This is a genomic window from Stenotrophomonas sp. YJH_SMC_106-19, from assembly GCF_059368375.1.
Window position 1 is genome coordinate 183,776 of the sequence record NZ_JCAFRQ010000004.1, and the last position, 20,836, is coordinate 204,611.

The 20,836-nt window shown below is 65.3% G+C and carries 20 protein-coding genes and 1 tRNA gene; 10 read left to right on the top strand and 11 right to left on the bottom strand.

Going from position 1 to position 20,836, the window contains the following annotated elements; genetic code table 11:
• Positions 1 to 138 precede the first annotated feature (138 nt).
• The 4 genes from AC5P5M_RS13490 to AC5P5M_RS13505 all read right to left on the bottom strand — a co-directional run bounded on the left by AC5P5M_RS13490 (position 139) and on the right by AC5P5M_RS13505 (position 2,879).
• A complete protein-coding gene (locus AC5P5M_RS13490) occupies positions 139 to 921 on the bottom strand; it encodes a BUD32 family EKC/KEOPS complex subunit (RefSeq protein ID WP_065182460.1) in 783 nt (260 codons plus the stop codon).
• Between the two features lie 75 nt (positions 922 to 996).
• Positions 997 to 1,974: a beta-ketoacyl-ACP synthase III gene (locus AC5P5M_RS13495; RefSeq protein ID WP_053519093.1), complete on the bottom strand. Its 978-nt coding sequence runs from the start codon at positions 1,972 to 1,974 to the stop codon at positions 997 to 999.
• 93 nt (positions 1,975 to 2,067) lie between these two features.
• Positions 2,068 to 2,262, bottom strand: coding sequence for a 50S ribosomal protein L32 (gene rpmF / locus AC5P5M_RS13500; RefSeq protein ID WP_005408308.1), 195 nt, complete (start codon positions 2,260 to 2,262; stop codon positions 2,068 to 2,070).
• Between the two features lie 107 nt (positions 2,263 to 2,369).
• Complete coding sequence (locus AC5P5M_RS13505; RefSeq protein WP_049404889.1) at positions 2,370 to 2,879, bottom strand: YceD family protein; 510 nt, start codon at positions 2,877 to 2,879, stop codon at positions 2,370 to 2,372.
• Positions 2,880 to 2,992: 113 nt separating this feature from the next.
• Here AC5P5M_RS13505 and AC5P5M_RS13510 point away from each other — a divergent pair, with 113 nt between their 5' ends.
• Positions 2,993 to 3,562, top strand: coding sequence for a Maf family protein (locus AC5P5M_RS13510; RefSeq protein ID WP_053519091.1), 570 nt, complete (start codon positions 2,993 to 2,995; stop codon positions 3,560 to 3,562).
• 17 nt (positions 3,563 to 3,579) lie between these two features.
• Here the strand turns inward: AC5P5M_RS13510 and AC5P5M_RS13515 are convergent, their stop codons facing one another.
• Positions 3,580 to 5,421, bottom strand: a complete 1,842-nt coding sequence (locus AC5P5M_RS13515; RefSeq protein ID WP_053519089.1) for a glycosyltransferase family 39 protein — start codon at positions 5,419 to 5,421, stop codon at positions 3,580 to 3,582.
• 42 nt (positions 5,422 to 5,463) lie between these two features.
• Here AC5P5M_RS13515 and AC5P5M_RS13520 point away from each other — a divergent pair, with 42 nt between their 5' ends.
• From AC5P5M_RS13520 to AC5P5M_RS13535, 4 genes are read left to right on the top strand one after another with little or no spacing between them, the layout of a single operon-like run.
• Complete coding sequence (locus tag AC5P5M_RS13520) at positions 5,464 to 6,417, top strand: AAA family ATPase (protein WP_065175954.1); 954 nt, start codon at positions 5,464 to 5,466, stop codon at positions 6,415 to 6,417.
• Between the two features lie 2 nt (positions 6,418 to 6,419).
• Complete coding sequence (locus tag AC5P5M_RS13525; protein WP_053519085.1) at positions 6,420 to 7,364, top strand: DUF58 domain-containing protein; 945 nt, start codon at positions 6,420 to 6,422, stop codon at positions 7,362 to 7,364.
• Positions 7,357 to 9,306 carry a transglutaminase TgpA family protein gene (locus tag AC5P5M_RS13530; protein ID WP_065182462.1) on the top strand — a complete coding sequence of 650 codons (1,950 nt, stop codon included), beginning with the start codon at positions 7,357 to 7,359 and terminating at the stop codon, positions 9,304 to 9,306. Before AC5P5M_RS13525 ends, AC5P5M_RS13530 begins: the two co-directional genes overlap by 8 nt.
• On the top strand, positions 9,303 to 9,827 hold the full coding sequence (locus AC5P5M_RS13535) for a Slp family lipoprotein (RefSeq protein WP_053519081.1): 525 nt from the start codon (positions 9,303 to 9,305) through the stop codon (positions 9,825 to 9,827). Before AC5P5M_RS13530 ends, AC5P5M_RS13535 begins: the two co-directional genes overlap by 4 nt.
• A gap of 78 nt (positions 9,828 to 9,905) precedes the next feature.
• Here the strand turns inward: AC5P5M_RS13535 and AC5P5M_RS13540 are convergent, their stop codons facing one another.
• The 4 genes from AC5P5M_RS13540 to dnaX all read right to left on the bottom strand — a co-directional run bounded on the left by AC5P5M_RS13540 (position 9,906) and on the right by dnaX (position 13,320).
• Positions 9,906 to 10,265, bottom strand: a complete 360-nt coding sequence (locus AC5P5M_RS13540; RefSeq protein WP_495206020.1) for a histidine triad nucleotide-binding protein — start codon at positions 10,263 to 10,265, stop codon at positions 9,906 to 9,908.
• A 64-nt stretch (positions 10,266 to 10,329) separates the two neighbouring features.
• A complete protein-coding gene (gene recR, locus AC5P5M_RS13545; RefSeq protein WP_053519077.1) occupies positions 10,330 to 10,929 on the bottom strand; it encodes a recombination mediator RecR in 600 nt (199 codons plus the stop codon).
• Between the two features lie 60 nt (positions 10,930 to 10,989).
• Complete coding sequence (locus AC5P5M_RS13550; protein ID WP_010483846.1) at positions 10,990 to 11,310, bottom strand: YbaB/EbfC family nucleoid-associated protein; 321 nt, start codon at positions 11,308 to 11,310, stop codon at positions 10,990 to 10,992.
• A gap of 6 nt (positions 11,311 to 11,316) precedes the next feature.
• Positions 11,317 to 13,320 (bottom strand): DNA polymerase III subunit gamma/tau, encoded by a 2,004-nt coding sequence (dnaX, locus tag AC5P5M_RS13555; RefSeq protein WP_495206021.1) that lies wholly within the window; start codon positions 13,318 to 13,320, stop codon positions 11,317 to 11,319.
• A gap of 132 nt (positions 13,321 to 13,452) precedes the next feature.
• Between dnaX and AC5P5M_RS13560 the strand changes: the two genes are divergently transcribed.
• The 4 genes from AC5P5M_RS13560 to AC5P5M_RS13575 all read left to right on the top strand — a co-directional run bounded on the left by AC5P5M_RS13560 (position 13,453) and on the right by AC5P5M_RS13575 (position 17,592).
• Positions 13,453 to 13,545: transfer RNA gene (locus tag AC5P5M_RS13560), tRNA-Ser, on the top strand.
• Positions 13,546 to 13,629: 84 nt separating this feature from the next.
• Complete coding sequence (locus tag AC5P5M_RS13565; RefSeq protein WP_495206022.1) at positions 13,630 to 15,132, top strand: DUF6538 domain-containing protein; 1,503 nt, start codon at positions 13,630 to 13,632, stop codon at positions 15,130 to 15,132.
• Between the two features lie 29 nt (positions 15,133 to 15,161).
• Positions 15,162 to 16,790, top strand: coding sequence for a restriction endonuclease (locus AC5P5M_RS13570; RefSeq protein WP_495206023.1), 1,629 nt, complete (start codon positions 15,162 to 15,164; stop codon positions 16,788 to 16,790).
• Between the two features lie 10 nt (positions 16,791 to 16,800).
• Entirely contained in the window at positions 16,801 to 17,592 is a 792-nt protein-coding gene (locus AC5P5M_RS13575) for an NYN domain-containing protein (RefSeq protein WP_070490115.1), read from the top strand.
• A 511-nt stretch (positions 17,593 to 18,103) separates the two neighbouring features.
• Here AC5P5M_RS13575 and mobQ read toward each other — a convergent pair.
• Positions 18,104 to 19,645 (bottom strand): MobQ family relaxase, encoded by a 1,542-nt coding sequence (gene mobQ / locus AC5P5M_RS13580; protein WP_495206024.1) that lies wholly within the window; start codon positions 19,643 to 19,645, stop codon positions 18,104 to 18,106.
• A 217-nt stretch (positions 19,646 to 19,862) separates the two neighbouring features.
• Here mobQ and AC5P5M_RS13585 point away from each other — a divergent pair, with 217 nt between their 5' ends.
• Entirely contained in the window at positions 19,863 to 20,222 is a 360-nt protein-coding gene (locus tag AC5P5M_RS13585; protein WP_489389648.1) for a hypothetical protein, read from the top strand.
• Between the two features lie 59 nt (positions 20,223 to 20,281).
• Here AC5P5M_RS13585 and AC5P5M_RS13590 read toward each other — a convergent pair whose 3' ends face one another.
• A complete protein-coding gene (locus AC5P5M_RS13590; protein ID WP_495206025.1) occupies positions 20,282 to 20,836 on the bottom strand; it encodes a hypothetical protein in 555 nt (184 codons plus the stop codon).

The window sequence follows — 20,836 nt, forward strand, 5'->3', positions numbered from 1 at the left end:
GCCGTGTCGTCTGTACGTGCGCGTATGCAGGGCGTATGGAGCGCGCCGGCAATGCCGGGCCGGCGAACGGTTGCGGCAGCACCAAGCCATGCCCGGTGAACGGCTCCGGTAGCGCCGGGCCATGCCCGGCGGATGCAATCAGCAGAACAACTGCAGAATGTCCAGTTCGCCATCGGCAAAGAAGTCCATGCACAGCCCGACCACCATCAGCACCCCCATGGTGGTGGCGCCGTGCGCGATGAAGATCGAATGGGCCAGCGTGCGCGCCGAGCGTCCGAGCTTCATGCAGACCCGGGCCAGGCGCTGCAGGCGGCCGCTCACAGCGTGCACGTGCTCGCGTACCGGCGCCTGCACGGTGCCGATCGCCTCGGCCATCATCGCCTGCAGGCAGTCAGGCCGGTCGGCGTAGTACTTGGCCACGCCATAGCCGAACATCAGCCAGTCGCGCGCCTGGGCTTCGGCCAGATCCATCACTTCCAGCGGATCTTCCTCGAAGTCGATGAAACCGACCCGCTCGCCATCCCAGGTGAGGTTGCGCGGCAGCGGCTGGCCGAAATAGGCGCCACGGCTGTGTGCTTCGGCAAGTGCCCGCATTGCGGCCATCACCAGCCGGTCCCGCCCGGCGTCGTCGGCCTCGCGCAGGCAGGTGTTGAACGAGCTGCCGTTGTCCCCGATCACCAGCGCGGCATGGCCGCTGCCGATCACGTCGGGCACGTTCACCCCTTGTGCCTGCAGTTCGCCCAGGCGGCGGGCCTCGACCTCGCGTGCGGCGTCTCCGCCCCGGTGCGGCGGCGGGCGCAGCGCGTCCAGCTGGAACCGGCGGGCGACGAAATTGAGCAGGCCCAGGGCCATGGCTCGGCTTCCCTTGCCGTACTGCTTCAGCCAGGCGCGCTGCCCGTCGATGACGATGGGCTCAACCATGACAGGACCTCCTTAAACGCGTTACGGCCCCGGAGGGCCGCAACGACAGACTTCACGTTGTCGTAACTTGCACTATCAATAGCGCAACAGGGCCGAACCCCACGTGAAGCCCCCACCAAAGGCTTCCAGCAGCAGCAGCTGACCGCGCTCGACGCGGCCCGAGCGGACCGCAGCGTCCAGCGCCAGCGGCACCGAGCCGGACGAGGTGTTGCCATGCTGATCGACGGTGACCACGACCTGGTCCATCGACATTTCCAGCCGCTTGGCGGTGGCTTCGATGATGCGCAGGTTGGCCTGGTGCGGGATCAGCCAGTCCAGGTCCGACTTGTCCAGGCCATTGGCAGCCAGGGTCTCGTCCACGACCGAGTCCAGCGCCTTGACGGCGTACTTGAACACGTCGTTGCCCTTCATGTTGATGGTGCCGCCGCCATTGGCGCCGTCCTTGAAACCGGCCGAAACGCCGACCGGATTCCACAGCAGTTCCTTCTTGCTGCCATCAGAGTGCAGATGCGTGCTGAGGATGCCGGTTTCCTCGTCGGCCTTGAGCACGACGGCGCCAGCACCATCACCAAACAGCACGCAGGTGGTGCGGTCGTTCCAGTCGACGATGCGGGTCAGGGTTTCCGCGCCGATCACCAGCACGTGCCTGCAGTCGCCGGAACGGATGAACTTGTCGGCCACGCTCAGCGCGAACACGAAGCCCGAGCAGGCCGCGTTGACGTCGAAGGCGGGGCAACCGGCCACACCGAGCTTGGCCTGGATGAGGCACGCGGTGGACGGGAAAATCAGATCAGGCGTGGTCGTGCCGACCACGATCATGTCGAGCTGGGAAGCGTCGATGCCCGCCGCTTCAAGCGCACGCAGCGCAGCCTGGTAGCCGAGATCGCTGGTGGTCTCGCCTTCGGCCGCAATGTGCCGCTCACGAATACCGGTGCGCGTCTGGATCCACTCGTCCGAGGTTTCGACCATTTTTTCCAGGTCGGCGTTGGTCAGGACTTTTTCCGGCAAATAGCTGCCGGTGCCCGCGATCCTCGAGTAGATCCGCTTGCTCATCATGTTTCCTGTTGCGCGGGCCGCCGATCACCGGCACGCCCGGGGAAAGAAGGCAAAGGCCGCTGCCCGTCGGGCAGCGGCCTTCCCGGCACATCAATCTTCTTCGACGGCCGAGGTCTTGGTCTGGATGACCTTCTTGCCACGGTAGAAACCGTCGGCAGTGATGTGGTGACGCAGATGCACTTCACCGGTGGTCGGGTCGGTCGACAGCTGCTTGGCGCTCAGGGCGTCATGCGAACGACGCTGGCCGCGACGGGACGGGGTAACACGGGATTTCTGGACAGCCATGGGATTGCTCCAAACTCGGTTCGTTTTGCTTCGTCGTTTCGTCGCACAGGACGCCAGCGCCCAGCACACTTTTCGCTTTCGCCGCAGCCGCCGACGACAACCGGCTGCTATTGTTTCTTCAACGCCGCCAACGCCGCGAACGGGTTGGCCTTCTTCGTTTCTTCTTCGCTCGGTGCCCAGTCCTTGTCGACTGCTTCACCGTCGGGTGACAGCGGTACCACCGGCACCGCCAGCACCAGTTCGTCCTCGACCAGGTCCAGCGGACGCAGCTGGCCATCTTCCGGCACCAGCAACGCCTCGTATTCCTCCGGCAGGGACGATTCCTCGTCCTCGTCGCGGATCAGGCCAAGCCTCTGGGTCACCTTCACCGGCAACAGGAATCGCTGCATGCTGCGCTGACAGGTCAGCGGCAGCGCGGTGTCGATGGTCAGTTCCACATAGGATACCCGCAAGACGTCGTCGCGACCGAACTCAAGCGAGTACACGCACTCGCCGTCGGTATCTGCGACCAACCCCTGCAGGCGGGTCAATTCAGCCAGGGACACCTGACCGTCGAAGCGCCTTCGCGCTACAACCATCCGCCAGGCATCCAGCGTTTCGGGCACGTTCGCGGACATAAGCCGCTGAATACTAAGGATCCGGGCGGCGGCTGTCAAATGCCCGCCACATGAGGCTTGCCGCTGGCAGTCAGGCCGGGCCAGACTGCCGCACCCTGCCCCGGTATTGTTGCATGACCCTGGTCCTGGCCTCCACCTCCCGTTACCGCCGCGAACTGCTGCAGCGGCTGGCCCTGCCGTTCGAGTGCGCGCGCCCGGAGGTGGATGAAACGCCGTTGAGCGGTGAAGCCCCGCTGGATCTGGCGGTACGCCTGGCCGCGGCCAAGGCGGCCGATGTGGCCGCCCGCCACCCGGGCGCCTGGGTGATCGGCTCGGACCAGGTCGCCGATCTGGAAGGCCGGCCGCTGGGCAAGCCAGGCACGGTCGATGCCGCCTGTGCGCAGTTGGCGGCCATGGCCGGACGCACCGTACGCTTCCACACCGCCCTCAATCTCACACGGGACGGAGAATCTTTCGCAGCGCTGGATCTGACGGAAGTGCGCTTCCGTCATCTTGATGCCGCGGAAATCGCCCGTTATGTCGCTGCCGAGCAGCCCCTTGACTGTGCCGGCAGCTTCAAATGCGAAGGACTGGGCATCAGCCTGTTCGAAGCCATCGACAGCCGCGATCCCACTGCGCTGGTCGGCCTGCCCCTGATCGCCCTGTGCGGCGTGCTGCGCAGGGCCGGATTCCGGGTGCCCTGAGCCCCGGGGTAGCGCCTTCAGCGCTTCTCCACCACGAACGGCTGCTCCTGCCATGCTTCCACGCTGCCGTCGTGGCCGTACAGGCGCAGGCCCAGCCAGTGCTTGCCCGGTGCCAGCACGGAGGTATCGAGGCTGGCATCGAAGCCCACGGCCGGATGCTGCGGATCGGTGCTGTCCGGCCAGGCCGGGCGCAGGTCGAACTCGCGACCGTAGCGTGCATCGCCGATCGAACGGCCATCGACCAGCACCTCCACGCGCGCCAGGCCGACGCCGTCCTTGAAGGCCCAGCCCCGGATCGCCAGCGTGCCGGACACCTTCTCGCCATTGGACGGCGCATCCAGCCACGCCATCGCCGGCGTCACGCAGGGCCCCGGCGCGCGCTGCGCCGGCAGGCGGAACAGCAGGAAGCGCTGGAAGCCGTGGTCACTGCTGACAATCCGTGGTGCCGGCAGCGGCCCCACCTGTTCGCAGACCGCGTGATAGCGGTCCAGCAGCTCGCGGTACCGCTGGTCGCTGGGTGACAGCACCAGCAGCATGGGCGCGGTGCGCTCACCGGCATGCACCAGGTTCCACTGCGCCAGCTGCGCCGTGCGGCCATGCTTGTCGTTGAGCGGGTGCGGCAACACTTCGATATCGCCATCGCCCAGCTGGAAGCCCAGCTCGGCCCCCACCTTGAAGTTGCCGGCCAGGACACGCGTGCCTTCCGGCATCTGCTGCAGTTCCTCGCGGACCGCCGTGGCCAACGGCTCCCAGCCGGCGAAATTGCGCGGGTAGTACTTGCTGCCGGCCATCTGCTCGCGCAGTGCCGGCGTGGATGCCATCAGGTAGTAGCCGAACGCCAGCACCATGCCCAGCCCTGCCAGCCACCACCCTGTCCTGCGCAGCCAGCGCGGCCATCCATTGAGCACCACCGGTACCGCGACCAGCAGCGCCAGGTAGCCCGGCAGCGGCCAGTGGAAACTGATGCGCTCGACATCGGTGAAGAACCCCAGCAGGAAGATGCCCAGCGTCGATACGCCGCCCACCAGCCCGAAGTAGCGCCACTGCACGCGCGCACCACCACCGCTGCGCGTGCCGGCCAGCGCCACCTTCCACATCGCGATGCACAGGATGGGGGTGACCAGCATCGGCTGGATCACCAGGAACCACAGCCCACCCCACTCGAACGCCCAGGGATGGCGCTCGACCACCTGGAACTTCAGCCCGGCATCGTGGTTGTCCGCATTCCACGCCAGCAACGGCAACCAGGCCAGTACACCGATGGCCAGCGCGACCCAGACCCGCGGATCGGCCAGCATGCGCCGGCCCTGCGGCAACGCCAGCAACGCGATGAAGCCGACGCCGATCACACCGATGAAGCGATAGTGGCTGAGCGCACCGATCAGCAGGCCCAATGCCAGCTTCATCGCCGATGATGCGTCCACGTTGTGCAGCAGGCGCGCACCCGCGTGCAGGCACAGCACGGCCGCCAGCGCCATGGGTACGTCCGGCACCGCCAGCAGCCCCAGCGTGGCCGACAGTGGCATCAGCAGAGTAAGGCTGCCTGCCTGCCAACCGGCCACGGCACCGAACCAGCGCGTGGCGATGCGCGAAACCAGCCAGGGCAGCAACGCACCTATCGCCAGGAACGGCAGGCGCAGGGCCAGCACGTGATGACCGCCGATCTCCACGCCCAGCCGCGCCATCCACGCGGTCAGGCCCGGCAGATCGGAATAGGCCGCCGCCAGGTGCTGGCCTTCCTGCCAGTAGAACGCTTCATCGACGAACAGTGGCAGGCGCGCGGCCACCACCAGCTTGGCCGCTGTGACCAGCGTCCATAACCAGAGAAAAATCGTCCGTGCGCGCTGTTCGCCCTGCATTGCTCTATGGATAATCGAGGAGATTCCAGATCAGAGACGATCATGCCAGCTTCGTCCCCCAGTCCCAGCATGCTAACCGATCAACTGCGCCAGTCCCTGCGGGAGGCCCAGGATCAGGTCAACGCGCTGGTGCTGGGCAAGGTTCCGGAAGTGCGGCTCGCCTTCGTCGCTCTGCTGTCCGGTGGACATCTGCTGATCGAGGACCTGCCCGGCCTCGGCAAGACCACGCTGGCCCACGCGCTGGCCAGCAGTCTGGGCCTGGGCTTCCAGCGCGTGCAGTTCACCTCGGATCTGTTGCCGGCCGATGTGCTTGGCGTATCGGTGTATGAGGCAGGCAGTCGCCAGTTCCAGTTCCATCCCGGCCCGGTGTTCACCCATGTGCTGCTGGCCGATGAAATCAACCGCGCGCCACCACGCACGCAGAGCGCGCTGCTGGAGGCCATGGCCGAACAGCAGGTGACACTGGATGGACAGACGCATGCGCTGCCGGACCCCTTCTTCGTGATCGCCACCCAGAATCCGGTGGACCTGTCGGGCACGTTCCCCTTGCCCGACTCGCAGCTGGACCGTTTCCTGCTGCGGCTGGCGATGGGCTATCCCAGCCCGCAGGCCGAGCGCGAGCTGCTGCGCGGCACCGATCGCCGCGACCTGATCGCACGTGCGATGCCGAAACTGGACGAAGTGCAGGTGCGGGCATTGCGTGAGGCCGTAGGCCAGGTCCACGCCAGCGACGCGCTGGTCGACTACGTGCAGGCCCTGCTGACACGCAGCCGCCAGCATGCAGGCGTGCGCGTTGGGCTGTCGCCTCGTGCCGGACTGGCGCTGCTGCGTGCAGCCCGGGCGCATGCGCTGCTGCTCGGCCGCAGCCATGTCATTCCCGAAGACGTGCAGACGCTGTTCGTGGCGGTGGCGGGGCATCGACTGGTGGCCGAAGCCGAGTCCAGCTCCGGGCCTGCGCTGGCACGCGCGATCCTGCAGACCGTCACGGTGGACTGAGCGTGGCCTCGCGCTGGGCGCGGCTGCAGCTGCTGGCACGCCCGCGTGCGCCGGAAGCACTGCCGCAGCGGTTGAACCGCCACCGCATCTACGTGCTGCCGACGCGCTTCGGCCTGTTCGTCGCCACGCTGCTGTCGGCGATGCTGCTGGGTGCGCTGAATTACAACAACAACCCCGCGTTGCTGCTGGCGTTGCTGCTGGCGGCGGCGGCAATCGCCAGCGCCATTGCCGCGCACCTGCAGTTGTCGGGCGTGCAGATCGATGCGATCTCCGCCGAGCCGGTGCCTGCCGGCCAGCCGCTGCGGCTGCGCGTGGACCTGTCGCTGCGTGATCCGCGGCCACGACAGGGGCTGCACCTGCAACTGGGCGACAGCCAGGCCTGGACCTCGCTGCCGGCACAGGGGCGTGGCGAAGTGGAGCTGGACGTCCCCAGCGAACGTCGCGGCTGGCGGGAGCTGTCGCGCATCCGCCTGTCCACCACGCAACCGCTGGGCCTGGTCCGTGCGTGGTCATGGGTGTGGCCGGAACAGCCATTGCTGGTGTATCCCCTGGCCGAAGCGTTGGCCCCCGCGCTGCCGGAGCGCGGCAACGATCCATTGCACACCCGCGCCCACGCCAGCGGCGAAGAGCTGCACCAGCTGCGCCCCTACCGCGCCGGAGACGCGCCACGCAGCATTGCCTGGAAGCACTCCGCGCGCCGCGACAGCCTGCTGGTCCGTGAGTACGAAAAGCCGGTCGGCATCGAGGTCGTGCTGGACTGGCACACGCTGGCGCCACTGCCGACCGAAGCGCGCATCGCACGCTTGGCGCGCTGGATCGACATGGCCGAACGCGGAGGTCGCCGCTACACCCTGCTGCTGCCCTCGCATCCGCCACTGGGGCCGGGACAGGGCGCCAGCCATCACCATCTCTGCCTGCGCGCGTTGGCGCTGATGCCGCATGACTGACGCCGCGCCCACGCTCGACCGCAACGCCCGCACCTGGACCCTGGCCAGCGCTGCGCTTGCGCTGCTGCCGTTGCTGCTGCAGTTGCCGCCGATGCTGGCCACGGTGATCGCGCTGGCTGCGCTGCTGACGGCCGCGCTGTCGTGGCGACGCGTGTTGCCGATGCCGGTGCGCCTGCTGCTCGTGCTGGGCATGCTGGCCGCCATCGTCTGGCAGATGGGCCTGGTCCGCCCCGGACGCGATACCGGCTGCGCACTGCTCGCCGCGATGCTTGCAATCAAGTCCAGCGAGCTGCGCAGCCTGCGCGATGCACGCAGCCTGCTGGGCTTCGCGCTGTTCTCGCCATTCGCCGCTTTCCTGCTGGACCAGGGCCCGCTGACCACGCTGCTGGCGGCGCTGGCCGGCCTTTGTGCACTGCTGGCCCTGCAGCGCCTGGCACAGGGCGAGGGCCACGCCGACGCCTTGCCGTTGCGCGGCCAGCTGAAGGGCGTAGGCCGGCTGCTGGCGCTGGGCCTGCCACTGGCGCTGGCGTCGTTCTGGCTGTTTCCGCGTCTGTCCACGCCGCTGTGGGGCGTACCCGAACGCGCGGTCAGCACGCCGGGCCTGTCCGACAGCATGGAGCCGGGGCAGTGGCTGGACCTGATGGCCGACGACACACCTGCGCTGCGGGTGCAGTTCTTCGGCGCCGTACCCGAGCCGGACCAGCGCTACTGGCGAGGACCGGTGTTGACCGACTTCGATGGCCGACGCTGGACCCGTGACCCTGCCCGCACGCAGCGCCCACCCGCGATCGTCGATGCCGGTGCGCGCGGCTGGGACTACCAGATCGACTACGAACCGACCGACCGCCGCCAGCTGGTGGCACTGGATCTGCCCACCCGTGCGCCGGAAGGCAGCACGCTGGATGCGGACATGAGCCTGCTCAGCGACCGCACGCTGTCGGCGCTGAGCCGGTGGCGCCTGCACTCGGCGCCGCCGCAGCACTTCGACAGCGCGCTCCCCCCCTACCTGCGACGCGCAGCGCTGCAGTTGCCGGCCGGCTTCAATCCACGCACCGCCACCCTCGCCCGGCAGTGGCGGCAGGAGGCGGGCAGCAACGATGAGGCCGTGGTACGTCGCGCACTGCAGTGGATCACCACCGATTTCTCCTACACGCTGGACACGCCCGTGGCCGGCCGCGACCCCATCGATGAATTCCTGTTCGGCTACAAGGCAGGCTTCTGCGAGCACTTCAGCTCGGCCTTCGTGGTGCTGATGCGCAACGCAGGCATTCCGGCCCGTGTGGTGACCGGCTTCGCCGGCGGCACGCGCAACCGGGTGGGCGATTACTGGGTCGTGCGGCGGATGGATGCCCACGCCTGGGCCGAGGTCTGGCTGCCGCAACGGGGCTGGGTGCGGGTCGATCCCACGGCGGCCGTCGCCCCCGAACGCATCCTGGACACCCTCGACGATCGCCTGCTGGCTGAGGCCGGCAATCCGCTGCAACAGCGCTGGCTGCAGCTGGGGCAGATGGGCGACTGGCTGCGCCGTGGCTGGAACGACCTGGTGCTGTCCTTCGATGCGCGCCGCCAGCAGCAGCTGTTCAAGCCCCTGGGCCTGGACGACATCAGTCCGGGACAGTTGCTGTCAGGCTTCGTGATGGCCGCGTTGGCAGCCGTGCTGTGGATGGCATGGCTGCTGGCCCGGGGCGAGCGCGAACGCGACCCGCTGCTGCGCGCCTGGCACCGCCTGGGCCGGCGCTACGCCCGGCTCGGCCTGGCCCGGGAACCGCACGAGCCGGCACTGCTCTGGGCCCATCGCGTCCATGCGTGCCGGCCCGATCCGGCCCTGCTGGCACTCAGCCAGCGTTTCGCCGACGCGCGCTACGCTGGAACTTGCACCGACCTCGCTTCATTATTGCGGGACCTGCGCAGGCATCGCCCGACTTCCGGAGCCTCCCCATGAACACCAAGTTCCTTCTCACCGCTGTGGCCACGCTGGCCCTGTCGGCCTGCGCCACGGCCCCAAAGCCGCTGCAGGGACAGTTCAGCATGGTCTCCCCGCGCGATTCAGTCGCCACCCAGCAGGTCGGCACGCCCGTGCGCTGGGGTGGCCGCATCATCGAAACCAAGCCCGGCCAGGGCGAGACCTGCTTCCAGATGATCTCGCGCCCGCTCAACGCCTCCGGCCGGCCGAACACCACCTCGTCCGATGCCAGCGACGGCCGCTTCATCGCCTGCCGCTCCGGCTTCTACGATCCGGCGGTGTTTGAGCCCGGCCGTGACGTGACCTTCATCGGCAAGATCGATGGCTACCAGAACACCCGCATCGGCGAGTACGACTATCGCCTGCCGAAGCTGTCGGCCGATGTGATCTACCTGTGGCCGGAGCAGCGACAGGTCGACGTCGTGCCCTACCCCTATGGCCCCTGGGGCCCGGGCCCGTATGGCCCGTACTGGGGCTACGGCCGCTGGGGCTGGTGGTAACCCCCCTCCGGTACGCATGACGCAGAAGGCCGCCCACCGGGCGGCCTTCTGCTTGCACGGCATCGCGCCGGCGGGCGCTTACTTCCCCGGCGCGCCGAAATGGCCCAGCGGCGCGCCGGCCAGCAGATGCATGTGGATGTGGAACACGGTCTGCCCTGCATCCTCGCGGCAGTTCATCACGATGCGGTAGCCCTGCTCGGCAAAGCCCTCGCGGCGCGCATAGTCGGCCGCCGCCAGGGCCAGCTTGCCGATCAGGTGCGCCTGCGAAGGCTGCAGGTCGTCCAGGGTCGGAATGATTTCATTCTTCGGAATGAACAGCACGTGCACCGGCGCCTGCGGCGCGATGTCCTTGAAGCCCAGCACGTCTTCGTCTTCATAGACGATGCTGGCCGGAATCTCGCGACGGATGATCCTGCTGAAAAGGGTTTCGTTGCTCATGGTCGGCCTCGGTGAAATGTCGCCTGCATTGTAGGCAACCCCCGCCCTTCAAAGGGCCAGGCCGTCAATCGCGGAATTCGCTGCGGGTGCCGAACGCGTGCGACAGCGTGCCGCGATCCACGTATTCCAGTTCGCCCCCCAGCGGCAGCCCCTGCGCCAACCGGCTCGGCCGGACCTGGCGGGCCCGCGCCAGCTGCGCCAGATAATGCGCGGTGGCCTCTCCCTCGACGGTGGCGCTGGTGGCGATGATCAGCTCCTGCACTTCGCCTTCGCCAAGGCGCTGCTCCAGCTGCTCCAGGCCCAGGTCGCGCGGACCGATGCCGTCGAGCGGCGACAGACGCCCCTGCAGCACGAAGTAGACACCCCGGAAGCCGGTGGCATTCTCGATGGCAAGGCGGTCGGCGGGCGATTCCACCACGCACAGCTGGCTGCGCTCGCGGCTGCCGTTGGCGCAGGTCGGGCACAGTTCGGTTTCACTGAAATCGCGGCACTGCGCGCAGTGGCCGATGCGCTCTACGGCCAGCGCCAACACCTCGGCCAGGCGCTGGCCGCCGTCGCGTTCGCGTTCCAGCAGGTGGTAGGCCATGCGCTGCGCGGTCTTCTGGCCCACGCCAGGCAGCACCCGCAGCGCATCGATCAATTGTTCAAGCAGGGGTGCGGACACGGCAGCTTCTGGCTTTATGGGTGTGCGCGGCACCCGGCAACGCGGGCACCGCGCCGACGATCAGAACGGCAGCTTCATGCCCGGCGGAAGCTGCATGCCGGCGGTAGCCGAGCCCATCTTCGACTTCGATTCGGCATCGATCTTGTTGGAGGCATCGTTGAACGCCGCGGCGATCAGGTCTTCCAGCATCTCCGGGTCACTGGCCAGCGACGGGTCGATGCGCACCTTGCGGCACTCCTTGGCACCGGTCAGCGTCACGCTGACCATGCCACCGCCGGCACTGCCGGTCACTTCGATCCTGGCGATTTCTTCCTGGGCCTTCTGCAGGTTCTCCTGCATCTTCTGGGCCTGCTGCATCAGTTGGGCGATGTTGCCGCGCATAGTGTCTTACTCGTCAAAAGAACGGATGGAATCGGAAACGACCCGGGCGCCGTGTTGCTGGATCAGCACCTGCACTTCCGGATCGTCCATGAAAACAGCCTCTGCCACCTGTTGCCGCTCGCCGCGCTGGCGATCGGCGCGCTGGTGCAGGGTCTCGGCCGGAACGTGTTCGGTTTCCACGGTCTCGACCACGATCTTCAGCGCGTGCCCCAAGGCCTTTTCCAGCATTTCGCCAAGAGCGGCCAGCGCGCGTTCCGAGCGCAGGTACTCAAATCCGGGCGAAAGCCCCAGTTTCAAGGTCCCCTGCCGGCAGGAGATGAAGGCGGCATTGGCCGCAAGCTGCCGTGAAGGCCCGCTCAGGCCGCTGTTGGCGACCAGGTCCAGCCAGTCTTCCGCTGTCGCCAGCTCGCCGATGTCAGCCCGCGCGCCCGGCTCCGCCGACGCGACGGGCGCAGGTGGAGCGATGACGATGCCCTCGGAACGGAACGGACGCTCGGGCGCGGCTGATGCAGCGACCGGAGGCGACGGCTCATGCCAGGGCGCGACCATGGCCGCGTCCGGCGTGGCGACATCCGCAGCCAGTGCCTGGTCGCGGGCCTCGGCCTCGTCCGTGGCCCACGGCGGAAGATCATCGACGGCCACCGGCACCGGGATGCCGTCGGCCTTGACCGGCGGCGGCGACACCGGTTCTTCGACCGGAACCGGCTTCGGCTCAGGCGCCGGATCAGGTTCGGGTTCGGGCGCCGGCTCTGGCTCCGGGTCGGGTTCGCGTGGGGCGGCCTGCGCAGGCACGCGGGCCGGGATCGCGGCAGCGGCGGCCACCGGGGCCGTTTCCTGGCTGCCAGCACCCGCCCCACCACCGGGCATCGCCCCCCCGGCGGCATCCACCGAACGCGGCACCGGCGGCACCGACGCTGCCGGGCGGAACGCCAGCATGCGCAGCACGGCCATTTCAAAGCCCGCGCGCGGGCTCGGCGCCAGCGACAGGTCGCGACGGCCGTTCAGGGCCATCTGATACCAGAGCTGCACCACCTCCGGACGCAGCCGCCCGGCGAACGCTGCCGCGTCCAGGCCTTCAGCCGCGGCGGCAACACCCGGTACCAGCTGCTGCACCTGGATGCGATGCAGGCCTTCGGCCAAGGCCTCCAGCACGCCACTCCAGTCGGGCGAGAATTCCGCCAGTGCCGCCACCACCTGCAACAGGCGCGACCCGTCACCTTCGGCGAGGGCATCGAGCATCGCTGCCACCTGGGTGCGATCGACGGTCCCCAGCATGGTGCGCACCACATCGTCGCGCAGCGCACCACCGGCGTAGGCGATGGCCTGGTCCAGCAGCGACAGACCGTCGCGCAAACTGCCGTCGGCGGCCTTGGCCAGCTGCACGATGGCACTGCCGTCGGCTTCGATTTCCTCGGCCGCCAGGATGCGGGTCATCTGGCCCTGGATCTGGTCCTCATCCAGGCGCTTGAGGTTGAACTGCAGGCAGCGGCTGAGCACGGTGACCGGCAGCTTCTGCGGATCGGTGGTGGCCAGCAGGAACTTGACGTGCTCCGGCGGCTCTTCCAGCGTCTTCAGCAGCGCGTTGAACGCCGCCTTCGAGAGCATGTGCACTTCGTCGATCAGGTAGACCTTGTACTTGCCGCGCGAGGGCATGTACTGCGCGTTCTCGATCACCTCGCGGACGTCATCCACGCCGGTGTTGGACGCGGCGTCGATCTCCAGCAGGTCGATGTAGCGACCGGCATCGATGTCCAGGCAGGCCGGGCACTGGCCGCACGGATCGGCACTGGTGCCCTGCTCGCAGTTCAGCGACTTGGCGAAGATGCGCGCGATGGTGGTCTTGCCCACACCGCGGGTACCGGTGAACAGGAACGCGTGGTGGACCCGGCCACTGTCCAGCGCATTGCTGAGCGCACGGACCACGTGTTCCTGGCCCACCAGCTCGGCAAAACGCTTCGGACGCCACTTGCGGGCAAGGACGAGATAGGACATCAGGCCACCGTCTTCCATCGGATGCTCCATTGTGCCACGCCTGTCCATCCCCCTCCGCCTGCGACGCGCCCTGAATGGGTGCTTGTGTCCTGCCGCGCCGCCCGCTAGAATCTGCGCCCCTGCTGAGGCGTTTGCCGATGGCAGGGATCCGGAGAGGTGTCCGAGTGGTTGAAGGAGCACGCCTGGAAAGTGTGTAAGCGTCTAAACCGCGCTTCGGGGGTTCGAATCCCCCTCTCTCCGCCAGATTACGCAAACCCCTGAGAAATCAGGGGTTTTTGCTTTTCTGGGGCGACCCTCGACGGGACACAAATCGGGACACATCTCTCGATGCGCATTCCCCATCACCTCACCCGCTCTCCCACCGGCCTTTGGGCTTTCCGGCAACGCGTCCCTACCGACCTTCAAGGCGTGGTTGGCCGACGCGTCTTCAAGCGCACGCTACGCACCCGCGACCTGCCCACGGCCAGGCTGCGCGCACTGGCCCTGGCTGCGGGCTATGCTCAGGCCTTCGGTGTGTTGAGGGACCAACGCGTGGACAAGCTGAGCAAGCGCGAGGCCGATGAACTGATCGCCCGCCTGACCCAATCCGACAACCTGAAGGAATTGATCCTTCACCGGTCCCGCGCCGCCGATGGCACGGTCACCGAGCGCTGGCAGATCGACAACGAGGAAGACCTGCGGCTTTTCCAGAAAATGCAACGCCAGGGCGCAGACCCGTTGCTGGACGCCGTCAACGGCGCCCCCTCCCCCGCCCCGGCACCAGTCCCGAAGTCCAAACTGACCCCCATCACCCTCGAAGACGCCTGCGACGCTTGGCTGGCCACGCTCAAGGGCAACACGCTGCCCAAGACCTGGACGATCAAGCGCACGGCCATCGTTTCACTGGTCGGCTTCCTCGGGAGCAAGACCAAGCTCCACACGCTGACGCGCACGGACTTGGCCCGCTGGTATCAGCACATGCGCGAAGAGGGCGCCTCAACCCCCACCCTGACCAACAAGCAGTCTTACATTGGAGGCAAGGGCGGCTTCTTCGAGTGGGCCATGGCCTCGGGCTACTACCCGAGGGGCGACAATGTAGCCGCTGGGCATGTCAGCTACTCCATCCGAGAGAAGCGAGCTCGGCGAAAGTTCGGCTTCAAGCCTTACGACACCCACCAAGTCCAAGCCCTCTTTGCGCCAGCCGCCTTCGAGCGACTGGCGCTTTCAGCCCGCTGGGCGGCGGTCATCGGTCTTTACACCGGCGCTCGCGCCGCAGAAGTGGGCCAACTGCTTCCCAGCGATGTCACCGAGCAGGCGGGATTGCTCTGCATCCACATGTCCGATGAAGGGGAACATCAGAAGCTCAAATCCGATGCCAGCATCCGAACCGTCCCGGTTCACCCCGATCTGCTGGCGCTTGGATTTAAGGAATGGGTTGAGGGATTACGGGCGGCAGATGCAAAACGGTTGTTCCCGGCCGCCAAACCGGATGCCAAGAACGGCGCCGGCAATTGGATCACCAAGGCGTTCGGCCGCCACTTGGAAGCCGTGGGCAAGAACTGGACGCCTGGCAAGCGCGGCTTCCATTCGCTCCGGAAAACCGTCATTCAGTCGCTTCAAGGAGCGGGCGTACCGTCCGAGCTCCGAGCCCAGGTGGTGGGACACGAGTTGGACGACGAGCACCACGCGACGTATAGCCGCGAATTCACCGCCCACGAGAAGCTGCATGGGCCTGGAAAGAACACCCCGGGATTGGCGGTGCTGGATTTTGGCTTGAACCTGCCTGCGCTGCGCGCCCTTTTGAACGACCAAACGCCCAGAAAGCGCGTTAGAAGGACGTCGACAGGTTAGTCTTTAGATATTCGACATCAGGGGGATGTATGGGACGACGGAGCGGCCTAGAAGGGTTTCTGCGGGCAGCCGGCCGGGCAGCGGCGGCAGCGCAGCGCGAAAACAAGCGCCAGCAGCGAATGCAAGCGACGCAACTGAGGCAGTTGGAGCGCCATGAGCGTATGGCTGCTGCGCAACAGATGCGGGAGCTGCGCGCCCTGGAGAAGCAGGAGAAGGAAGCTGCGCGCTTGGCCAAAGCCGAATATCTCCAAGACCGACAGGCGGAAGCAGACGACCTCAACGCCGAGCTCAAAGACCGGCTGGAGGAACTGGAGGGCCTGCTTCTTCACACCCTGTCGGTGAACGACACCATCAGCTTCGACAGCCTGCGTCACACCGATCCCTATCCCGGCTTCAAGGTGCCCAAGGACTTGGTTCCGGGGTTGGCGCCGGTCGAGGTCGAGGTTCCGGGTCCCACCGGCTTCACGCGCTTTTGGCCCGGGGCTGCAAAGCGGCACTTGGCAGCCCAGGCGGCGGCCCATCAAGCCCACCAGCAGGTTCTCGAACAGTTCCATCGAGCGGAAGCGCAAAAGAAGCAACGGCTGGCCGATCTACGGGCCCAACACGAGACCGAACGCACGCTCTATGAGGCTGACGTTGGTCGCCGAAACGCTGAAGTGGATGAGTTTCAGAGCGCCTACCTGGCTCACGAGCCTGATGCCGTCGTGGCCTACAACGACATGGTGCTCACGCGCTCCGAATACCCCTCCGAGGGCTTCCCTCAGGCGTTCAAGCTGGCCTATGCCGAGGCATCCAAAGAACTGGTCATTGAGTATGACCTCCCCGAGGTGGGCGTCGTTCCCACCGAAGCCGATTATCGCTACGTCAAAACACGCGATGCGATCGACTCCAAGGCGCGCAAGGCCAGCGACATCAAATCGCTCTACCAAGACATCATTGCCTCAATCGCGCTGAGGACCTTGCACGAAGCCTTTGAGGCCGATCAAGCAAACGCATTGGCGCTGGTCACCTTCAATGGCGTGGTGGACACCCACGATCCCACCACCGGCCAAGAGGTTCGGGTGCCGGTGGTGTCCGTCCGCGCAACGAAGGCCGCCTTCCTTCAGCTGCGGCTCGAACGCGTGGAGAAAGTCGCATGCCTGCGCAGCCTGGGTGCTCAAGTGTCAAACAGGCCCGATGAATTGCAGGCCATCAAACCAATCGTCGAATTCAACATGGTCGACAAGCGCTTCATCGCGCAATCGGACGTGCTCTCAGGACTTGAATCGCGCCCCAACCTTCTGGATCTGACCCCCAGCGAGTTCGAATCACTCGTCTCCAACCTGTTCAGTCGGATGGGGCTGGACACGAAACTGACCCGGAGCTCCCGCGATGGCGGAGTGGATGCGGTGGCCTTTGACACCCGGCCCGTCTTGGGCGGGAAGGTCGTCATACAGGCCAAGCGCTATCGGGACACCGTAGGGGTCAGCGCGGTTCGCGATCTTTACGGGACCATGCTCAACGAAGGCGCCAGCAAGGGCATCTTGGTTTGCACCAGCGGCTACGGCACCGAAGCCTTCAACTTTGCCAAAGACAAGCCCATTGAGCTGATCGACGGGGGTGGTCTGCTCTACTTGCTGAGGGAACACGCCGGCTTGGATGCACGCATCGCAGCTTAAGGACAAGAACATGGCTAACGGATCAGTCCCTCACGACACCAAAGTGGCCGTTTTGGTCGATTGCGACAACGTCAGTCCCGAGATCGTGGAGCACGCCCTGCTGATGGTGGCCCAGTTCGGGCGCGTGGTGCTGCGCCGCGGGTATGGAAACCACGCCACGTTGGCGAACCGCTGGCAGGAAGTGCTCGTCCAACAGGCGTTTACACCTTGCCTCCAATACCAATACGCCTCTGGAAAAAACACTTCCGACATTGCCCTGGCTCTCGATGCTCAAGAGGCGTTGTTCGATCATCGTGCCGACACCTTCTGCCTGGTGACCAGTGACTCCGACTTCGCTTACCTATGCCGAAAGCTGCGGGAGCGCGGAGCGACTGTCTGTATCGTCGGCGAGCCCAAGACGCCAGCGGCCCTGCGAAACGCTTGCGATCAGTTCTTCGAATGGGAGCGCAAAGCAGTCGCCGAGCCCTGCGAAGACCGACCCAATGCATCACCGGCCAAAGCAGAGGGCAACAAAGTTGAGCCCGCGGCAGTCGACACCAAGCCGCTTCCCAAGCGCCGTCCCAAGTTCGTGGTGGAAGCGGTCACGCTGCTGGCTGGAGACACCTCAGAAGGCGAGGTAGGACTGGGGCCGTTGGGCCAATACCTCAAACGAACAGACCCGTCCTTCTCTCCCAATGCCTATGGGCATTCGGGCCTACTCAGCATGCTGAAGACCTATGACCTGCTGACCCTACGCCGGCAGGAAGGAGGCCAGTGGACCGTCAGTCTCGCGCCGGAAAGCAGCCCAGCAAGACAAGACTGAAACGCAGCAACTCTCGACGCTTAAGGCAAGGCATACAAACAGCAAATGTGTGACGCGGTGCGTCATCATCCGCTTGCGCATTTCCGTCTGGGTGGTTCGATGTGAAGAACCTTCACCAGATGAATTACAAATGCCAGCAAACGTCGAACTTCGTATCGCCAGCCAGGTTCTTCAAGCCTTGTTGCCTGAAAACAACACCCGCAACGCTGCTGAGCGTGAGTTGGATGTTCAACATGCGCTGGATGTCGCAAGATTACTGTTGCGTCGATTCGCCGAATCGCAGGGAGGCCATGGAGGTCAGCCCCTTGCCTACGCTCCTACGAGTAGCACTGTATCGCAAGCGGCGAGCGTGGACCGCAGCCAAGTGCCGATGAGCTTCCCTTCACCCGATGCTTGGCGTGCGTCTCGCGGCCTTCCGCCAGCGAAACCACTGCCGGCTCGAAAACCATCGGTGGGCACCGGCCCCCATTGAACAATAGCCCCGCATTCGCGGGGCTTGCTTTTTACAGGGTCAGTGGAACGTTGGCCCTCGGGGGACCGACGGGACGGAACCCAAGACGCTCGAGGCCACCTGCTTCGGCTCAGCGAGCGTAGGAGCGACAGCCTGTGAGGGATGGGGCAACGCTGCAAGCAGTTCAGCCTTGGTAAGGATCTCAGCATCGATGGCATTCAGCTCTCCCTCCGATGCCCGCTCCTGAGCCGCCTTCAGCTCGGCTGTATGTTTCTCGAGAACCGAAAGCCGCCGCCCTCGGCGCAGGGTCCACTCCGACCTCGAGTATCTGGTCGACCCCGGCGGACAATCGGCGTTGAACCGTTCCCACTCCTGCTCGGCCATGTGACGCAGCCTGGTTGCACTCTTCACGTTAAGCAGCCTGCGAGCCCGGCTGATGATGAGGGACTTAAGGGCACGAACCTGGAGCGAAGCTCTGGTGACCCACTGCCGAAGCTCGCTGGTTTCTCCTTGAGAGGAAAGCTGCCGCTGAGCCCACCTCAAGGCATCGCGAACCTTCTCCATGGCCAAGTCTGCCCTAGCCCGGGAAATCTCGTCCACGTCGCGCAGTGCATCGAGAATCTTTTCGGCAAGGCTGATGGGCGTCGGTTCCGGCGTATGCCCGTGAGACGAAAGGAGCAGGTTCTGCAGCCGGATCCCGGATACGCCTCGCATCTCCAGCCCCCCAGGTAGCCCCGCGGTTTCTGCATTGAGCACTCGCCCACTTTGCTTCGCGGCCTCTTGGCCAGGCACTGGGGCGGGCTTTCCTTCCAGCCCGGCTTTGCGCACCAAGTATTCGAAGTGCTCCTGGTTGTCCTGAGCAATTTCTTCGTTTGTGCTCACCCTGTCGGTGGCTACGCCCTTCCCGGCCAACGCGGCTGCCCGCTTGCCCAGGTGCTGGGTCGGTTCGCGAGAAAGCGCCGCAGCTGCCAGATCATCCCCCCGCTCTATCGCCGACCGAGCTTGTTCGGCCAGGCTGCGATGGTCGATCGTGTCGGTAAGCCCAGCCGCCTCCAAGTGCGCGTTGGTTGCCGCTGCGACCATTTCCCGAATCCATTGCACTTGCACCTTACCTGAGGGCCCCACGTCCAGCTCCCTGGTCTTCTCACCGAATCCCTCAGGTCCGAGGCGGCGCGTGGTGGCCAGGATATGGACATGGTGATTGAGCCCATCAGGCGTCCCAGGCGAATGGATGCTGGCCTGGACAGCGAACCCATAACGATCGACCAGCGCGTCGGCGATGACAAACGCCAAGTGCGCCCGCTGCTCTTCGGATAGCTCATGGGGTAAGGAGACTTCAAACTCCCTCGCCACAGTCGAGTCTTTCCGCCGCTCTGCAGCCTCTGCGACTGCCCAGAGCTCTCTGGGGTCCACGGCCCACGCGGGAGCGTCAGGCGGGGCGAGGCAGAAGCTCTCAACGACGCCGCTGCGGCGGCGGTAGTCGTGCTGCTGCCCGGTGAGCAAGTCCATGAGAAGCAGCCCGCCCCGGTAGGCCGCCGCAGCGACGGCCGACTGCCCGCGGCCGCGGCTGAAGGTTTTGATTGAGGTGTGGAAGATAGCCATAAAAACTCCTGAAAACAGGAGTCTTTATGGATCAGCTTTTGCTTTTGGCAAGCCTCGCAGAGGCTTGGGGTCCTAGGGGCGAAGCCCTTGGCGCACGCGTTCCGCAGGAACGCCTAAGTGCGCTCTTGCTCCGAAAAAAAGATGTACCAAAATATTGAATCGACTTGAAAATTCAGTAAATTCATAGGCTTCTACAACAAGAGCAAGGACAGATAACGTGGCCAGCAACAAAAGTGCCGATGAAAGGACACGCCAGGATCACATTGAAACGCTTGACCGAGCGGTTGAGGCAGCCGCGGAAAAGGATCTCAGGAAGCTCCCTCCCCTCGACGACATTCACGAAGCATGCGAATCGCTTAGGGAGCCGGGCACCCCCAATCCTGTTGACAAGGTCAAGATCTCAGGGAATGTCAAAGAGATGACCGATCCTGTCCTCAAGGAATTGGGGAAGGATTGCGAAGTAATCCGCGATGCTGCCAAACAGCAAGACGCGAACGACGCACAAAACGAGACGATTGGCGCTGAAGTTTCCGAGGAGAGTGCACACTCTAAGGAGGGAAAGCGCCGCGTAATCTGAAGTCTACGCTCCGAGGAAAGGCGGCGGCTTTGGCCGCCGCTTCACGTATCTGCCATTATTTAAGCAACAGATCTCAGCCAGAGCTTTGGATCGACGAGGAGCCCGATCTCGATGTTGTAGATCTCGTGACCAGCCCGAATGACGTAATTCTGGTGCACAGCCTCGCCAGCTTTATAGTAACGCGCCCCGTCTAAAAACCCGTTGCGATCAATCCCACCCAACAGCCACATCTTCCTTGCGGCAATCTCATAGCTCATGAAGAAGAACTGATCGACAGGTTCGTCAGCGTGCTTGGCGCTGATCTGCGCGGTGTAGGTGAGCCTAGGCGGCCCTTTCCTCTTAACAGTCTTCACGCCAATGCTAGTGCCGCGACTGGAAATGAAATCTGCCTTGCCCGCTGCGTCGTCTCGAATCCACTCCAGCTGACCCTCAACTAGATCGCGACTCCAACCGTCAAAGACAATCTCCCCTAGGTCACCGACCCATCGTTCGTCGCTAGCTTCCTCGCGATAGAGATTCACATAGCGACGATCACGGTCGTGGCGGATGCGCTTCGCTTGAGCCTCTTGCGCTTCAGTTACGCCGATCCACTTTAGATGCCTTAAACCCTGCAT

Coding starts and splice junctions, on each gene's coding strand:
- AC5P5M_RS13490 (WP_065182460.1), bottom strand. CDS start 921: ATGGTTGAGCCCATCGTCATCGACGGGCAGCGCGCCTGGCTGAAGCAG.
- AC5P5M_RS13495 (WP_053519093.1), bottom strand. CDS start 1,974: ATGAGCAAGCGGATCTACTCGAGGATCGCGGGCACCGGCAGCTATTTG.
- rpmF (WP_005408308.1), bottom strand. CDS start 2,262: ATGGCTGTCCAGAAATCCCGTGTTACCCCGTCCCGTCGCGGCCAGCGT.
- AC5P5M_RS13505 (WP_049404889.1), bottom strand. CDS start 2,879: ATGTCCGCGAACGTGCCCGAAACGCTGGATGCCTGGCGGATGGTTGTA.
- AC5P5M_RS13510 (WP_053519091.1), top strand. CDS start 2,993: ATGACCCTGGTCCTGGCCTCCACCTCCCGTTACCGCCGCGAACTGCTG.
- AC5P5M_RS13515 (WP_053519089.1), bottom strand. CDS start 5,421: ATGCAGGGCGAACAGCGCGCACGGACGATTTTTCTCTGGTTATGGACG.
- AC5P5M_RS13520 (WP_065175954.1), top strand. CDS start 5,464: ATGCCAGCTTCGTCCCCCAGTCCCAGCATGCTAACCGATCAACTGCGC.
- AC5P5M_RS13530 (WP_065182462.1), top strand. CDS start 7,357: ATGACTGACGCCGCGCCCACGCTCGACCGCAACGCCCGCACCTGGACC.
- AC5P5M_RS13535 (WP_053519081.1), top strand. CDS start 9,303: ATGAACACCAAGTTCCTTCTCACCGCTGTGGCCACGCTGGCCCTGTCG.
- AC5P5M_RS13540 (WP_495206020.1), bottom strand. CDS start 10,265: ATGAGCAACGAAACCCTTTTCAGCAGGATCATCCGTCGCGAGATTCCG.
- AC5P5M_RS13550 (WP_010483846.1), bottom strand. CDS start 11,310: ATGCGCGGCAACATCGCCCAACTGATGCAGCAGGCCCAGAAGATGCAG.
- dnaX (WP_495206021.1), bottom strand. CDS start 13,320: ATGGAAGACGGTGGCCTGATGTCCTATCTCGTCCTTGCCCGCAAGTGG.
- AC5P5M_RS13565 (WP_495206022.1), top strand. CDS start 13,630: ATGCGCATTCCCCATCACCTCACCCGCTCTCCCACCGGCCTTTGGGCT.
- AC5P5M_RS13570 (WP_495206023.1), top strand. CDS start 15,162: ATGGGACGACGGAGCGGCCTAGAAGGGTTTCTGCGGGCAGCCGGCCGG.
- AC5P5M_RS13575 (WP_070490115.1), top strand. CDS start 16,801: ATGGCTAACGGATCAGTCCCTCACGACACCAAAGTGGCCGTTTTGGTC.
- mobQ (WP_495206024.1), bottom strand. CDS start 19,645: ATGGCTATCTTCCACACCTCAATCAAAACCTTCAGCCGCGGCCGCGGG.
- AC5P5M_RS13590 (WP_495206025.1), bottom strand. CDS start 20,836: ATGCAGGGTTTAAGGCATCTAAAGTGGATCGGCGTAACTGAAGCGCAA.